Origin of the sequence: Paenibacillus marchantiae (genome assembly GCF_028771845.1) — a bacterium.
Classification (GTDB): domain Bacteria; phylum Bacillota; class Bacilli; order Paenibacillales; family Paenibacillaceae; genus Paenibacillus; species Paenibacillus marchantiae.
In genome coordinates, this window is the sequence record NZ_CP118270.1 from 1,688,506 (window position 1) to 1,705,550 (window position 17,045).

Consider the following 17,045-nt stretch of genomic DNA (forward strand, 5'->3'; position numbering starts at 1 on the left):
TAGCAATATTTCAGTAAATTTCCGAAGAGGCAACCGGGGAGGGATGAACGTTGTTTATCGTAACCGCTGAACAGATGAGAGCTGTGGATGAGTATACGATTCACAAGCTTGGCATTCCTGCAGCCAGTCTGATGGAGAACGCAGGCAGAGCCATCGCTGAGGAAGTTATCCGGCTGTTCCGGGAAGACGATGCTGACCGCCGTTCGGAGCAGCATGGTTGCTGGAACAAAAACGGGAAGCGGGCGCACACCGGGCCCGGCGATCGGCCTGCTCATGGTGGCGACATCATCGCCGATCCGGCGCTCGTGATGGAGCAACCCGGTGATCAGCAGTGGTACATGCTGATCGGCAAGGGTAATAATGGCGGCGACGGGCTGGTTGCGGCGCGCCATTTGGTTGAAGCGGGGCTCGGCGTGACTTTGGTTTACGCCGATGCGCCTGATGCGTTGCGGGGCGAAGCCGCAGTGCAGCGGGATGCCGCCGCGCAGCTCGGCATCCCTGCTCTGGTCCACGGGCGCGAAGCCGTGGACTTCAGCCGGTGCACAGGCATCGTGGATGCGCTGCTGGGCACCGGCTCGAGGGGGGCGCCGCGCGGAGCATACGCGGCGCTGATTGAGGCGGTGAACGAAAGCGGCAAGCCAGTCGTGTCCGCCGATGTGCCAAGCGGGCTCAATGCCGACACCGGGGAGGTATATGAGCCCTGCATTCAGGCCCGGGTTACCGTATGTCTCGCGCTACTTAAGCGCGGGCTGGTGCAGTACCCGGGTGCATCTGCCGCAGGGCGCATCGTGGTGCGCTCCATCGGCATTCCCGCGCGGCTTGCGCCGGAGCATGGCCCCTCGGTCCGTCTGCTGACGGAAGAGGTGCTGCGCAGTGCGCTACGCGTGGACACGGGCCGACTCCGGGCACCGGACGGCCACAAGGGCACTTACGGCCACGTGCTGCTGGCCGCAGGCAGTCTGCCGATGAGCGGCGCAGGCCTGCTCTCGGCCAAAGCCGCGCTGCGCGCTGGCTGTGGGCTCGCCACATGGGCGGTGCCCGCGGCACTGCTGCCGCATGTCATCGGCACCGTGCCCGAGCTCATGCTCGCTGCCGCCGCAGATGGCGACAGCGGCGAGTGGAACGCGGCTTCCGCAGACGCTGTGCTGCGTCTCGCCGAAAGCCGCGACGTGCTCGCGACCGGCCCGGGTCTCGGCCGCTTCAAGGGCGACACAGACTGGCTGCGCCGTCTGTGGCAACATTCGGATCGCCCGCTCGTCATCGACGCGGACGCCCTCAACATGCTGGCAGACGCTGGCCCAACAGGGCCTCGCGACTGGGGCAAACGAAGTGCGGCGACCATCCTGACGCCGCACCCTGGGGAGATGGGCCGACTGCTGGGCATGTCGACCCCCGAAGTACAGCGTGACCGAATTGGACACGCTGTACGGTACGCCCGCGAGCAGGGCGTGACCCTTGTGCTCAAGGGAGCACGAACGGTCATCGCAACGCCATCCGGCGAGGCGTATATCAACACCACGGGGCACGCAGGCATGGCAACCGGCGGTGCAGGAGACGTGTTGACCGGCATTATCGCCGGTCTGCTCGCCCAAGGGCTCAGCGCGGAGCAGGCTGCAGCCTTTGGCGTGTTTCTACACGGCCAGGCAGGGGAGAGAGCTGCGCTGCTGCGCGGTGATCCGGCATCCCTGCTCGCCGGGGATATCGTTGATGCACTATAAAACAGGGGCATGATTGGTGCCGACTCTTGGTACGTACATTCGTTACTTCATAAGCTGCATTTACACCGCTTTGAGCTCGGGTGATAGGTGTGCTGCATGCCTTTGCACAAAGGACGAAGATATAAACCACTCATAACATTAAGAAAGGGATGTCCATAGTCATAAACATGACGAGGACATCCCTTTTTAGTGGTATTAACTTTTAACGAATCAACACGCTATGAGCTGCATTTTCCATTAATCTGCGCTAGAATCCCAGCGACGTGATTTCACTGATCGGCAGGTTCTGGCCTAAGTTTGTACCATTATAACGAGAATAACGTGACTGAAGTTCGTTAATCTGTACATTCAACCCAAATCCTCCAATTCAGGTGTGGTCGATTCGTTAGAATGGATTAGCGCTTCGACCCGAGAAAGGAAGTCCCTTCCAACCTCCGGTACAGCCGCTTCCCTTCATTCTTTTATCATGGTTCAACTACAACCGGAACCGTAAAAGCTCCTGATGCATCTCTGCACTGATATCCCGCAGGGTTTTCACCTTAGTGCTTGCTTCGGCGAACGAACGTTGTTGCTCGGCCGTTGAAGCTGTAATTTCCTCACTGCTTGCGGCCGATTGTTCCGTAATGGCACTTATATTTTCAATCGCCTGCTGAACCTGTGCGCTAAGCTCACTGGACTGCTGCATGTCTTCCGTAAGCTGGTTAATGCTTGTGCTGATTCGCTCTACACTGTGACGAATGCCAGAGAAGGATTCGCCGGTTTTTCCGGTGGCCTGCTCCTGTTCTGCAAAGAGCTGAATGCTCTGTGTCACAGAGTTTTTCACTTTGCCCATAGCCGCTGTGATTTCACCGACAGCCCCAAAGATATGCTGTACCGATTGCTCGGATTGCTCGGCCAGTTTCTTCACTTCCCCCGCGACGACAGCAAAGCCACGTCCGGCTTCACCTGCACGTGCTGCTTCGATGGAGGCGTTCAGAGACAGAAGGGTTGTCTGCGTAGCAATGCTTGATACATAAGCAGTCATGGTTGCGATCCGGGAGGCACTCTCCTCCAATTCCTGGACAGTCTTTTCTACCTCAGACATGGCAATCCGGTTTACTTCAGCCAGTCGAAGCTGTTCCTGTACGGCAATGTGTCCCTCCTGCACGGAAGTCAAAACTTCGTTACCATAGATGGCCGATTGTGAAGTCGCCTGAAGATTGCTTTCAAACATATGCTGCATCTTGTCCACGACCATGACCGTGTCACTTAGATCCTCAGCAATTTTCTGACTGCCAATCGATAGCTCTTCGGTCGTTCGGGATACCTGCTGCACAATGGCCTGCACGGTATCATTGCCGCGATCAATGTCCTGCGCCATCCCATCAACACGGTTTCCTGCCGCACCGATAGATTGAATGATACTGCGAATGTTTCCCGTCATAAGGCAGAAGGAGCGGTTTAAGTCATCCAGTTCATCTTTGCCTCGTGTCTCCGGAAGCTGCTGCGTCAGATCGCCGTTCGCAATTTGTCCTGCTGCTTCCTTCAAGCTGCGTATGCGTCTCGCCAATTTTCGTGAAGTGTACATGTTGAACAGCAGGACAGCGACAAGCAGGACGATGGCTCCGGCGAGAGCAATCTGCCAGGTCCGCTGAATGTCTTGTTCAAGATTTACTGTGTATTGGTCATATCGATCCCGGGTCACCTCATCCAGAATATAGATATCATTTTGTATGCCTTTGACCCGTGAGCTGAAACGTTTGGCGTCCGAACTGTTCATGGCTGTGATGGCTTCGGTGGCGCCCGTGTCCAGAGCTGTTAATTTGGTTTGGATCGATTGGATCAGGCGAAGCTGTTCATCCGTTTCCAGCAAGCCTTCTGTGAGCTGCTTTACCATGGTTTTACCTTCATTCAGCAAGCGTGCAACATTATCCTGATTGCCAGCTGTCATGGAGAACGAGTACACATCGAGCGCCTGCTCGGTCTGTATCTGGTTAGCGTTCAGCTCCGTGACCTTCAGCATGGCAGGCACCAGATTTTGATTTTTGGCATTCATGCTCAGCAATTGAATAATGATATAGGCTACAAGCAAAAGGCATAACAGTAACGATACTACGGCATTCATTATCAGCTTTCCCTGCAATTTCATAAGCGTGCCTCCATATTAGCAATTGGTTTATTGATCTAGGGTAATTTTGGTTTTGCCGGAAGCGATCTGTGCTTTCAAATCTTCGAACGTTTGCTGTTGTTCGTCCGTGAGTGTGATGTTATGTAGGGCGGTTAAACCTACGCCGTTTTCTGCCAGACCATAGAACATTTCTTTTTCGGGAAATGAATGTTGGTTCTGAATGAACGTATTAATGGCGTTATGAAGAGAGACATCTACATTTTTGAGCATGGAAGTGAGTACTGCTTTTTCTGCTAAAAAGAACTGATCCTGGTCCACGCCAATGGCGTATTTACCCAATCTCTGAATCTCTGAAATTGAGCCTATGCCGGTAAGTCCGGCAGCAACGTAAATGACATCAACACGCTGTTCCTGAATCATCTGCGCCGCGAGTTTTCCTCCAAGATCAGGATTGCCGAAATCCCCGGCGTACACGACATGGACTGTGGCATCCGGATTAGCCGCCTTTACACCTTGCTCAAAACCTTGCTGGAAATCGTGAAGCACCGGAATATCCATTCCACCCAAGAAGCCTACATGGTCTTCGGTTGTTGCAAAGCCAGCAATGATACCTGCAAGATAGCTGCCTTCTTCTGCTTTGAAGGACATGGAGGTCACATTGGGGAGATCGGAATGCCCGTCAATGATGAGAAAGTGCTGATCGGGATACTTCTGAGCAACCTTCTCCAGATCGGTTTTTATCGTGTCGCTTAGACCAATAATCAGATCAACTTTATCCTTCGCAAATTGCTCAAAAGCTGCCTCGGATGTCAAATCCTTTCCCGGTTCCTTGTAATCAAAAACAATACTGTTCTCGTTTCTTGCCTGTACCAATCCCTCAAAAGATGCGTCACTGAAAGAATGATCACCCAAGCCGACATCCGTAAGAACGATTCCGACTTTAGTTCGCTGATCTGCGGGGGACACCTTATCGGATGCCGAACATGCTCCCAGCATCAGAACAACTAGAACCATCATCATGGTGAACCCGAATTTGATTTTCCATTGTGTTTTCATGTGCGTATGCCCTCTTTTCTATAAGATGGAGATGACGTGTGAGGTGAGCAATTCCTCTATATGTATATCGGACGAGAGCAGAGTCTCTATAATGGGTAAGGATGAAAATTTACGAAAACTCAATAAAATTCCAATGAAACCCATAAATTATACATAGAATTTACATCTGAAGAGGCATGAATTCTATACTGAACCTGTATTACGTCTTGCTGGTCAACGGGAAAAAGAAAGACAAAAAAAGGGTAAAGAAGAGACCGATTAGATCTCTTCTTTACCCTTTCCTTGAAACCAAACGAATGATGAATGACTACATATCATGAATCAAAAAATTCATATATATGAACGGTTTTCCCGGTTCCCGCAGCATATGCAATATTCCTGAGCGTTACGTTCCCGCTCTCATTCAGCTACACTTGCAACGTATTACCACGCTGCTACCGAGCCATCTGCCCGGCTTTCCGTGCCGCCGCACAATACGCCGTTGTCCGGGTTGCGCCAGATGATCTGGCCGCGTCCAAACATCGACGGATCGAGGGTGACCTGTATATCATGCCCTTTGCGAGCAAGTGCCTGTGCAATATGTTGAGGGAATCCAGGCTCAACCAGGATCGTTTTGCCTTTGGTCCACTGCCAGCGCGGAGAATCGAGCGCAGCCTGTGGATTGAGGTGGAAGTCCACCGTATTTATGACGACCTGCACATGACCCTGGGGCTGCATGAAACCGCCCATGACCCCGAATGGTCCAACCGCTTCATCACCACGTGTGAGGAAGCCCGGAATGATTGTATGAAATGTCCGTTTGCCTGGCTCCAGTGCGTTGGCGTGATCGGGATCAAGCGAGAAATTATGTCCCCGGTTTTGCAGGGCAATGCCTGTGCCTGGCACAACCAGCCCGGAGCCGAAGCCCATATAATTGCTCTGAATGAAGGAAACCATGTTGCCCTCACCATCTGCCGTTGCAAGATACACCGTTCCACTTGCCCTTGGGTCGCCCGCTTCAGGCGGAAGTGCCATATCACCAATGAGCTTGCGCCGTTCATCTGCATACGCTTCGGATAATAATTCCTGCACCGTTACGCCCATCTTGCGTTCCTCGGTAATGTATTTCTCTCCATCGGCAAACGCCAGCTTCATGGCTTCCAGCTGCCTGTGGTATGCCAGAACGGATTCCTTTTCTTCAAAATCAAATCCCTTTAACAGATTGAGCGCCGCCAGAGCAATCAGCCCCTGACCATTTGGCGGGATCTCCCACACGTCATATCCGCGATAGGAGACCGAGATCGGATCAACCCACTCAGGTTGGAATGCAGCCAGATCTTCTTTGGTCAGGTAACCTCCGTGTTCTGCCATAAAAGAATGAATACGCTCCGCGAGTTCGCCTTCATAGAAGTCTCGCGCACCGCTCTCGCCAATCCGGCGCAGTGTTGCCGCATGATCCGGCGAACGCCACATCTCGCCCACGGCTGGAACACGCCCGCCTGGGGCAAACGTCTCAAACCATGCACGCCCTGCTTCCGCATCGCCCTGGCGTGCGTAGATATCGGCTGCCCGTGCCCAATGGCGGGCCAGCCCCGGCGCAAGAGGGTAACCTTCTTCCGCGTAGCGGACAGCCGGTTCCAGCGCTTCCGCCAGCGTAAGCCGCCCGAATCGGCGGCTCAGCTCAGCCCAACCCGCCGGTGCGCCAGGCACCGTCACCGGGATGACCCCCAGCTTCGGCATCTCCGAATGGCCTGCCGCTTTGAGCGCCTCAATCGATATACTCTGAGGCGCAGGCCCACTGGCATTCAGGCCATGCAGTTTGCCCTCGGTCCAGACGAGGGCAAAGGCATCGCCTCCAATGCCATTGGACGTTGGCTCCAGCACAGTGAGCGCAGCAGCAGTGGCGATAGCGGCATCGATGGCGTTGCCGCCCTTTTTTAACACATCCAGACCGGCTTGTGCGGCCAAAGGCTGTGAAGTGGCGACCATGCCTTGTTTGGCATAAACGGGCACACGATAAGATGGATACGGTTGGTAGAGTGGATCGTAGTTCATCAGGTTGTTCAGCTCCTTGTCGCAAGATGTCAGGTTCCGGCTCGCCGGATCAATTACTCCTAACCCTCTTCGGAACAGGTGGCATGATCTCCTGCTGCCAACGCGAAATCCAATCTGACATAGCCCGTGAATAGAGATGATACAGTTGTATTCATATCAGTGCCAATGTATTTTTTCCAAGATATGAGGTGTTCTCCAGATGACTAGGTCGTTACCATATCGCCGCCATTGACATGAATGCACTCACCAGTGACATAGGAGGAGTCGCGGGAAGCGAGATAGACGTAGGCAGCTGCTAGTTCATAAGGTTGGCCTGCCCGGCCCATCGGCGTCTCGGTTCCAAATACCTGCACGTCTTCAGCGGAGAAGCTGGATGGAATGAGTGGTGTCCATATGGGTCCAGGAGCCACGCAATTCACCCGGATTCCTTCGGATGCGAGCGATTTGGCGAGTACCCGTGTCAGAGAGACCACAGCCCCTTTGCTGGAAGAGTAATCGATCAGTTGCACTTCACCTTTATAGGCCGTAATGGAAGCCGTATTGATGATGGATGCTCCTTTGCACAGATGTGGGAGAGCCGCCTGAATCAGAAAAAAGTAGGCAAACACATTCGTCTGGAACGTATGGTACAGCTGTTCTTCCGTAATATCGACAATGCTTGGCTGTACGTACTGCACGCCATGATTGTTGACCAGGACGTCGATCTTTCCGAAGGTTTCCATGGTCGTTCGGATGACAGCCTCACAGTTTTTCTTTAACCGCAGATCAATCTCGATTAATAGACACCGTTGTCCCAGCTCTTCAATGCGTTCACGTGTCCTTTCGGCGTCGGTCCGTTCATATAGATAAGCGATGGTGATATCTGCACCTTCCTTGGCAAAAGCAATAGCTGCCGCTCTGCCGATTCCACTGTCACCACCGGTAATAATCGCAACCTTGCCTTCTAGCTTGCAGCTGCCAATATAAGCAGGATCTTCGCTGATCGGTTCAGGCACCATCAGAGTTTCCAGACCTGGCTGCTGGTCCTGATGCTGGGGTGGGAAAGCCAGCTTTTGTGGCTTGCACACCGTTTTCTCACCGTAAAAAGGATAGACAGGATTCATTCGGTTTACATCCCCCTCGCACGTTCGTTCATACGCCTAAACTATGCATTCGCCCAGAAGAAGGTGCGACAGGAGGAGGAAGGGCATTTGTTTTTGGTGCAAAATATACCATAATAAGGATGTAGCAATTGCAACAGTTCATTAAAATGTGGAGGTGTCAGGAGCCAAATGAATATTCAGGGGATTAATCATCTGTGCTTTTCCGTATCCAATCTGGAACGGTCCATTACCTTTTATGAGGAGGCTCTCGGTGCCCGTATTCAGGTGAAAGGCCGGAAGCTGGCATATTTCGAACTTGCCGGACTTTGGATCGCTTTGAATCAGGAAGACGTCATTCGCAACTATACGGAACGAACGTATACACATATTGCATTTACCGTAAAAGAAGAGGAATTCGACGAGTCTGTGCAGCAGCTGCGAGCAGCCGGGGCTGACATTCTTCCCGGAAGACCACGCGATCCGAAGGATGCATTATCCATTTATTTTACCGATCCCGATGGTCATTTGTTCGAGCTACATACCGGAAATATGAAGCAGAGACTTGACTATTACCGTGAGGATAAACCCCATATGACCTTTTATACGTAATCGAATGAGCTGAAATGGAAAAAAATATGACATATCTATTGTGCAAACAATGGATGTGCATATAATATGGACAAATATACCCTTAATTTACCACTGTTTGATACTTCGTTCATACTCAAGGAGGTTTGTCATGATTCAGTTTCCCAAACCGGATGTAGAACAGTATTTCCAGACGTATCGCATTTCCCATTTTGCCGTATCGGCCGACGAGAAACGTTTGTTTTTTGACAGCAATCTGAACGGCCAGCCCAATATCTGGGCGATGGATCTGCCGGGTGGCTACCCGTATCCTTTGACGTATTTGAATCAGAGCAGCCAGTTTATCAAACCAGACCCAGAAGGACGTCATATTCTCACGGCGTTTGATCGGGATGGGGATGAGAATTATCATCTGTATGCACTTCAACCGGAAGGCGGAGTCCCATTTCCTGTTGTTCCGGCAGAGCCCAATGATCGTTGTTATTTCTCCCATCTGTCCGAGGATGGACAGCGTCTTTATTATATGACAAGTAAGGATAACCCGAACTATCTCAACTCACGCCGGATGAACCTGGAAACGGGAGAGGATGAGCTCTTGCATCAAGGGGAAGAGGTCACAAGCAATCTGATTGCTGTGAGTTCGGATGAACAAGCCTATGTAATCTTGAATGTATACTCCAATACCTACCAGACAGCATATGTATACCGGAACGGTGAGTCAGAATCCATTATTCCGGTCTCCGAGCGACAGAGTGAGGTTTCGTATGTCCTATTTGCAGACAATAATCGGCTTCTGATGATTACAAATGATAACGAACCGTACACCTATGTGGCCGAATACCGGCTGGATACTCATGAGTTTCGTCCTCTGTGCAAAGTGGAGGGAGAAGACGTGGATATCATCCGCTGGCATAAGGATTCAGAGACGTTATACTTCTGGACGTTTACGGGTCCCGAGAATCGGATGTACGCGCTGGACAAAGGTTCCGAGCAGCCTCGGCGTGTGGCCATGCCACTGGACACCGTAGAACATGTGACGGTTACCAAGGCTGGCAACGTGTATATTTCGGGGCGTGGAGCTGTCCAGCCGCATAATATCTATCGGTTGATGACAGGTAGTGAGTCCTGGGAACCGTTGACTGCGAATCGGGTCACGGGGCTTAATCCGAGTGATCTCGTCTACCCGGATGTCATTCGATATAACTCCTACGACGGACTGGAGATCGAAGCGCTTTTTTTCAAAGCGAAGCCGGAACAGGCTAATGGTTACACGGTATTTTGGCCGCATGGCGGGCCACAGGCATCGGAAGCAAAATTCTTCCGTCCGATGTTCCAAATGATGCTGGCTCAGGGTTATCATATTTTTGCTCCGAACTTCCGGGGAAGCACTGGATATGGCGCCGAGTTTGGCAAAATGGTCGAGAGAGATTGGGGCGAGGGCCCAAGGTTAGACTGTGTTGCCGGTATAAACTGGCTGTTTGACGAGGGTATCTCATCACCGGATCGCCTGTTCGTGGTAGGGGGTAGTTACGGCGGGTATATGACCTTGCTGCTGGCAGGGCGTCACCCGGAATTATTCCGCGCTGCGGTTGATATTTTTGGGCCAAGTAACCTGTTCACATTCCTGGAATCTGTGCCGGAAGACTGGAAACCGATGATGGACAACTGGCTGGGTGATCCGGTCCGTGACCGCGAACGCTTAACGAAGGATTCACCGATTACGTATCTGGACCAGATGGTCAACCCGATGCTGGTCATTCAAGGGGCCAATGATCCAAGGGTCGTGAAGGCGGAATCGGATCAGATCGTGGCCGCGTTGCAGGGGAAAGGGGTAGACGTGGAATACATCGTTCTGGATGATGAAGGCCATGGCTTCTCCAGAAAAACGAATGAGATTCTCGTGTATCGGCGGATGCTGGAGTTTTTGCAGAAACATCAGGAAGTGCCGGTTGCACAACCGTAATTCATATATGCATATTACCGATTTAAATATATGATGGTTTGAGAAAACCGCCAGGAGTGAGTGCATCTCATCCTTCTGGCGGTTTTTTGTTGTGTTAATCCAGTAAAGCAATTACCGAATCCATGTACTGCTCCGCCCAATGTGCAAAAGGCATATCCGATGCCCAGGTTACTCGGCCTGTTGCTTTGCATTCACCCCATAACAAAATACGCTGATAGAGCAGATGCACCCTAAGACGGGTAGCAAAGTGCTGGTATCGCTCCGTATCTGCTGCGCAGACAACCTCCCGGTAACCGTGAAGGAATCGTTTGGCAAGTTCGGGTTGACCTTCTCGTACATACATGGCTGTCATTTTGGTTAAGTCAGCTGTTCCGTCTCCAAAATAGGCCGTTGTAAAATCAAACAGACCACTAATCTGCCAGTCCGAAGCAAGGCTATCACCATTCCTCTGAATCACAAAGTTCTCGACCTTAAAATCACCCATCACAAATCCGGGAACAGGCATGGAGTGAAATGCAGATTCAGCGTTTTTTAATTGCTCGTCCACCCACTGTGTATCTTCGTCTGTTATCACGGAGTACTTTGCAGCATCCTGCAGCCAGTGATGGATTGTCCCATACAGCCAGTCCAGATATTTGCCCGCAAAGGGAACGATCTGCTTTGCTACAGGATCATACTCTCCCGCATCAGGAACCTTCCAACGGTGTAGTTCTGCTAAGGAGCGGGCAAGCATCGTAGCGATCTTCTCCTGATCCTCCTGTGAAAGTGAAGCCTGTAATGACGGATCATGCAGGTGCATTCCAGGTAATCGGGGCATAATCGCATAGCTCCAGCCCAATATGTCGGTATCTTCATGTAATAAATATGGATCAGGTACAGGAATGTTGGTGTGAGTTCTCAGCTGTTCTACGAAAAACTGCTCTTCCTGAAGTTGTCCTGCATATAATGGGTTGCCTTTCAGAATATATTCTCCCTCTGAAGAGCGAATAAGAAGTGTCTGACCCATCACACCCTCATCGGTTCGCTTATAATTCATAAGCGTTCCCAGATTGCAATCATGAAGCGCCTTTTGCAAGGATACTTGCTCAATCTCACCAAGTTTATTGGAGCCAAAATAAATACGGGTTGTCATAAGCCCCTCCTGCGATCTCAGTCTTCATCCTCTTCGTCAGACAGATCAAACGTATCGGCATCAACCAATCCGCGAATGAAAGTTTCAAAATTAGGCGCCAGATATGTAATCTCATAATCATCTTCCTGATCCACATGAACCACAGCAGGTTCGCCTTCAGGGCCACAGAATCGATAATCCAGCATCACTACATCATGTCCGGCAGACGGACAATCACAGATCACAACACCAAGATCAGGGTATCCCCAATCTTCAATCATGAAACGGCTTCCAAATTCTCCGCCCAGTGTATTGGACTTGTCCCATGCAATGCCCATAATCCCCGTAATGGCGATATGGTCTTCAGCCCATGAAGTAGCTTCTTTGGTTGGGAAAACGGTGTGTGCAGGGATTCCGCCGTTCTGTGTGTTCATTAACTGGATATAGGAGGCAGGTAATTTGTAGCCTAGCTCCTGTTCAATGGTTTGGATCATCTCCTCGTCAAAAGGTGAAGATACATAACTTTCCAACGCATATTCGCTGTGTTCCCAGAATGAAGTCGGATCGTAGGACCCGGAAGCAGCTCTAAGATTGTTCAGCCTGCCACTGTGCTCCAATTCCAACAATATCTCTTGATGGCGCTGTCGATCCTGTTGCATTTTTTCAGCTTTGGGCCGTGTCCATTCGAGAAATTCGATGGTCGATTCGTCATGGGGCAAGAGCTCGTTTGCCATCTCAAAAGCTTTGATTGCCTGCTCGTACATGGCCATATGATAATAAGCGTAACCCAACCGGTACTGCCATAGTGGGTCACTCGCTCCCTGCCCATGGATAAATAGTAACTGTTGGACAGCCTCACGGTAACGACCTTCATTGTTATACGCTCTGGAAAGTTGTCCAATCAGCTCATAATCCCGCTCCGATTCGGGGATTTGTTGAATACGTTCAATAATAAGACTGAATTGGTCCTGTTCATGCCATTTGTTTAGTTGCTCCAGCAGTTCTCTTTCCATCACTATGCCTCATTTCAATAGGGGAATGTGAACCTTTTTCCATTATATCTTACAAGCTGGCAGGATGGATGGGTACAGTATCCTATCCAGTCGCATATAAAAAAACACTCCCACAAGCAGAAAGCCATCAAGACATTTCAACAAGGGGAGTGTTGTGCATTTTTATTAGATTGCGTTCATTAAATTACGCTCACTGTATCAATCAACTTACAGATCGTCAAATCCGTTATCGTCGCCGACTTTGCCGTAGTTACGGGATTTGGCTTCGAAGAAGTCTGTTTTCGTAGCATTCAGTGCTTCGTCGGAGAAAGGTTTGATCCAAGGCATGCAGTTTACATCCACGCCTTCATATGCTTTTTCCATACCCATCAGGCGCAAACGTTTGTTGGCGATGTACTTGATGTAGTCTTCCAACTCGTTCAGGTCAATCCCGCGTACGTTGCTGAGAGTGTAGTGTGCCCAGTTGGTTTCGAGTTCAACGGCACGGTTGATCGTTTTGTACACATAGTCCATGTTCTCAGGTGTGTTCAGTTCAGGGAAGTCTACCAGCAGCTGTTTGTACACTTCAGCGAAGAAGTAGCAGTGTTGGTTCTCGTCGCGCTGAATATAAGAGATCATTTGGCTGGTTGCCATCATCTTCTGGTCACGGGCCAGGTTGTAGAAGAAGGCAAATGTACTATAGAAGAAGATACCTTCAAGTACCAGATCGGCTACCATGGCCTGGAAGAACGTCTGTGGAGACGGGTTATCCCGGAAGGTTTGGTAGATGTCGGCGATGAACCGGTTACGGTCAAGCAGCACCGGATCATGTTTCCAGTATTCAAAGATTTCCTTTTGTTCCCGATCGGACACGATGGAGGACAGAACGTAAGAGTACGATTGGTTGTGTACAACTTCCTGTTGTCCAATGATTGCCGAGATCGCTTCCAGCGAGGAATCGGTGAAATAACGTTTCACGTCACCTACAAACATCGTTTGCATGGAGTCCAATACAGCGAGCAGGGAGATGTTGACTTTAAATGTACGCTGTTCTTCCGGATCCAATTGGGCAAATTGGGAAGCATCCTTGGACATTGGAATTTCATCCGCGATCCAGTGGTTGAGCAGCAGTACTTTGTACAGTTTGTACATATGAGGCATACGAATATCGTTCCAGTTCAGAATGCCTGAGCATTCCCCTTCAATGATACGGGTAGACTGGTTAGGCGCTTCGGTATTGAAAATTTTCTGCAATTGCATAATCCGTTCACTCCTTGAATGAATTTACACTGTATAACTACGATGACAGAACAACCTTCCGATCGCTGTTATCCCCTGATTTTTTTGATTCCCTCTTTTATAAGGGAAAATCCGGTGATAAAGGCGAGCGCTCCGCTTCTTCAGCTTTGTTCTGTCCTCTTCGTTATCGTGTAATCATTAATTCTTTTATATATTAGGGTTGTATAATGTGGCATCTATATCAACATCTCATGATGTTGTGATCGTGTTTTGGGCAAAAAAGTACCAGGGCAACGCCATTTTGCATTCAAAACAGGATGCCCTGGTAGTCATCGTAGATCTAGTGAGCTTTCAGCATCACGATAAACATTAGCTTGCGCAAGAATCGCATTCTTCAATAGTCAATGCCCGGCTGCGGACATAATAAGTTGATTTAATGCCGGCTCTCCAGGCGTGCAGATGCAGTTCCAGGAATTCCGTTGCTTTGATATCTGGACGAACATACAAGTTGAAACTTTGTCCCTGATCGACGTGGCGTTGACGGGCAGCGGCCATATTGATGGAAGCATGTTGATCCACCATGAACGCTGTTTTGTAATACCAGATCGTTTTTTCGGACAGGTCAGGTGCCGGGTTGGCAATCTTGTATGTCGTTTTCTCTTCATAGGACAACAGTTCGTAAAGCGGATCAATGCTGGCTGTTGAACCGGCAATGATGGACGTTGAACCATTTGGTGCAATAGCGAACAACCAAGCGTTACGTACACCGTTTTGTTGTACTTGGGCTTGCAGTTCTTTCCATTGTTCAGTTGTAACGAATTCGCCTACGCGCTCACCTGTCGTGTAATCCCGTTGGTCGAAGTATTTACCTGTTTGCCAATCGGAACCTTGGAACTTCGGATAATGTCCTTTTTCCTTGGACAATTCCATGCTGGCTTTCACGAGCAGATAGTTAATTTTTTCGTACAGATTATCGTTATATGTGACTGCTTCTTCCGATTCCCAACGAATACCTTCGAGAGCAAGCAGGTGATGAAGTCCGAATGTTCCCAGACCAACCGCACGGTATTGACTGTTGGTGTATTGGGCTTGCAGCACTTCAATGTTGTTGATGTCGATAACGTTGTCCAGCATACGAACCTGAATCGGTACCAGACGCTCCAATACATCATGAGGTACAGCACGTGCCAAGTGAATGGAGTTCAGGTTGCAGACTACGAAATCGCCCGGTACTTTGGAAATCACGATGCGGGTTTGTCCATCTTTGGTTACGAGCTCTTCTTTTTCAACTACAGTTGCAGATTGGTTCTGCATGATTTCGGTACAAAGGTTGGAAGAGTAGACCATGCCGTGTGCACTGTTCGGGTTCGAACGGTTAACAGTATCCCGGTAGAACATGTAAGGTGTACCGGTTTCCAGTTGGGATTTCATAACACGTTTCATGATGTCAATCGCCTGAACCGTAATCCGGGACAACAGCGGGTGGTTGACCGCTTCCTCATATTTCTCACGGAACGCGCCTTCGCCTACGGATTCATCATAGAAATCTTCCAGTCCGAGTGGACGACCGTTCTCATCTTTCCAGCCCATCACTTTTTTCGTTTCATGCGGGCAGAACAGGTTCCATTCGCCGCGGCTGGCTACTCGCTCCATGAACAGGTCAGGCAGGCAGATGCCGTGGAATACGTCATGCGCACGCATCCGCTCGTCACCATTGTTCAGCTTCAGATCGAGGAAGGCCAGAATGTCTTTATGGAAAACGTCCAGATAAACAGCGATTGCACCTTTACGTGTTCCGAGTTGGTCTACGCTGACCGCAGTATTATTTAGTTGGCGAATCCAAGGGATTACGCCAGAACTTGTATTTTTGTGACCCCGGATGTCCGAACCGCGAGCTCTGACTTTACCGAGGTAAACGCCGATGCCGCCGCCCATTTTGCTGAGACGTGCTACATCTGTGTTGGAGTCAAAGATACCCTCAAGGGAATCATCCACGGTATCAATGAAACAGCTGGAGAGTTGTCCAGCCACTTTTTTACCCGCATTGGACATCGTAGGTGTAGCTGCCGTCATGTACATGTTGCTCATTGCCCAGTAAGCTTCCTTAACGAGGTCCATACGTCTCTCAGCAGGCTCCTGATGCATCAGGTACATCGCGATAACCATGTAACGCTCTTGAGGCAATTCCATGACTTTTCCGTCAAAATCGTGTGCAAGGTAACGTTCTGCCAGTGTGAGCAAGCCGATATAGTCGAACAACAGATCGTTGCGGTAATCGATGCATTCAGCAAGTTCGTCGATCTGCTCTTTGGTGTAACATTCCAGCAGTTCTTCGCGGTAGATGCCTTTCTTCACAAGATCCACTAGAAGCGGGTGGAAAGCGCCGTAAGGCTCTTCCGGGTAAGATTTGTATCTGCGGTTGGTTGCCGCTTTCTTGTAAAGGGAAGTAAGCAGGGAGCGTGCCGCTGCAAATTTCCAGTTAGGCTCTTCCTTCGTTACCAGTTCCAGAGCGCTCATCATAAAAGCGCTGCTGATCTCGTCTCCGGTAACTTCGTCACGACGGAGCTTGCTGTTTACCCCGCGTATCAGACGTTCCTTGTCCAGCATGTCCAGTCCTTCCAGAATACGATCTGCATATACCGAGATGCGCATATCATCAAAGGCAAGCTGGCGGTTGTTCGGCTTGGTCACAACTTGTGGCATGAATATTCCTCGCTTTCGCATGTTTAAGAGATAAATTGGAGAAATTCTTTATATAAAGAATTGAGTGTCTTCTTACGGTGAGATAAAGATATAAGCTGCATATTACGGACTGAGCGGCGGTGATTGCGAGTCTTGCCTCATCTTGCACATAGGAGCGCACGCAGAACATGGTCACATAAAAAGCATTCCCCTTGCCTCGCGGCTGAAAATGCCCATGGATGCCCTGAGTTCCTTACTGTCTTTGAAGAATCAAAAAAAGACAGAAAAGGGTGCTTATGTAATCTTTTGTCTATAGCAGACACGCCTGTGAATTAGAGGATACCGGTGCAGTCCAAATAGCCCCGTTAACCTCCGAGTCAAGTCTGTTTCGAGAAAGCGATTTACACCTACAGGGACGTGCCTTTAGAGGTGATTTCATCCTGTTTTTCGCGAGATTTCAGAAGATGACTAAT

11 protein-coding genes are annotated in these 17,045 nt (G+C 50.1%); 3 read left to right on the plus strand and 8 right to left on the minus strand.

Going from position 1 to position 17,045, the window contains the following annotated elements; genetic code table 11:
* Positions 1-50: 50 nt before the first annotated feature.
* Positions 51-1,718 (plus strand): NAD(P)H-hydrate dehydratase, encoded by a 1,668-nt coding sequence (locus PTQ21_RS07810; RefSeq protein WP_274569379.1) that lies wholly within the window; start codon positions 51-53, stop codon positions 1,716-1,718.
* Positions 1,719-2,193: 475 nt separating this feature from the next.
* On the opposite strand, the gene PTQ21_RS07815 is transcribed toward PTQ21_RS07810, so the two are convergent.
* The 4 genes from PTQ21_RS07815 to PTQ21_RS07830 form a co-directional block, all read right to left on the minus strand.
* Complete coding sequence (locus tag PTQ21_RS07815) at positions 2,194-3,846, minus strand: methyl-accepting chemotaxis protein (RefSeq protein WP_274569380.1); 1,653 nt, start codon at positions 3,844-3,846, stop codon at positions 2,194-2,196.
* 27 nt (positions 3,847-3,873) lie between these two features.
* Complete coding sequence (locus PTQ21_RS07820) at positions 3,874-4,881, minus strand: BMP family lipoprotein (RefSeq protein ID WP_274569382.1); 1,008 nt, start codon at positions 4,879-4,881, stop codon at positions 3,874-3,876.
* 423 nt (positions 4,882-5,304) lie between these two features.
* On the minus strand, positions 5,305-6,915 hold the full coding sequence (locus PTQ21_RS07825) for a gamma-glutamyltransferase family protein (protein ID WP_269053810.1): 1,611 nt from the start codon (positions 6,913-6,915) through the stop codon (positions 5,305-5,307).
* Between the two features lie 203 nt (positions 6,916-7,118).
* Positions 7,119-8,018 carry a glucose 1-dehydrogenase gene (locus tag PTQ21_RS07830; RefSeq protein ID WP_063568255.1) on the minus strand — a complete coding sequence of 300 codons (900 nt, stop codon included), beginning with the start codon at positions 8,016-8,018 and terminating at the stop codon, positions 7,119-7,121.
* A gap of 168 nt (positions 8,019-8,186) precedes the next feature.
* Between PTQ21_RS07830 and fosB the strand changes: the two genes are divergently transcribed.
* Positions 8,187-8,606, plus strand: a complete 420-nt coding sequence (fosB, locus tag PTQ21_RS07835) for a metallothiol transferase FosB (protein WP_269053811.1) — start codon at positions 8,187-8,189, stop codon at positions 8,604-8,606.
* 130 nt (positions 8,607-8,736) lie between these two features.
* Complete coding sequence (locus PTQ21_RS07840) at positions 8,737-10,548, plus strand: S9 family peptidase (RefSeq protein ID WP_269053812.1); 1,812 nt, start codon at positions 8,737-8,739, stop codon at positions 10,546-10,548.
* Positions 10,549-10,642: 94 nt separating this feature from the next.
* Here the strand turns inward: PTQ21_RS07840 and PTQ21_RS07845 are convergent, their stop codons facing one another.
* The 4 genes from PTQ21_RS07845 to PTQ21_RS07860 all read right to left on the minus strand — a co-directional run bounded on the left by PTQ21_RS07845 (position 10,643) and on the right by PTQ21_RS07860 (position 16,593).
* Positions 10,643-11,680, minus strand: coding sequence for a phosphotransferase family protein (locus PTQ21_RS07845; protein ID WP_269053813.1), 1,038 nt, complete (start codon positions 11,678-11,680; stop codon positions 10,643-10,645).
* 17 nt (positions 11,681-11,697) lie between these two features.
* Positions 11,698-12,672, minus strand: coding sequence for an SMI1/KNR4 family protein (locus PTQ21_RS07850; protein WP_090954017.1), 975 nt, complete (start codon positions 12,670-12,672; stop codon positions 11,698-11,700).
* 207 nt (positions 12,673-12,879) lie between these two features.
* Complete coding sequence (locus PTQ21_RS07855) at positions 12,880-13,911, minus strand: ribonucleotide-diphosphate reductase subunit beta (protein ID WP_024632189.1); 1,032 nt, start codon at positions 13,909-13,911, stop codon at positions 12,880-12,882.
* A 348-nt stretch (positions 13,912-14,259) separates the two neighbouring features.
* Positions 14,260-16,593, minus strand: coding sequence for a ribonucleoside-diphosphate reductase subunit alpha (locus tag PTQ21_RS07860; RefSeq protein ID WP_063568260.1), 2,334 nt, complete (start codon positions 16,591-16,593; stop codon positions 14,260-14,262).
* Between the last annotated feature and the right edge of the window lie 452 nt (positions 16,594-17,045).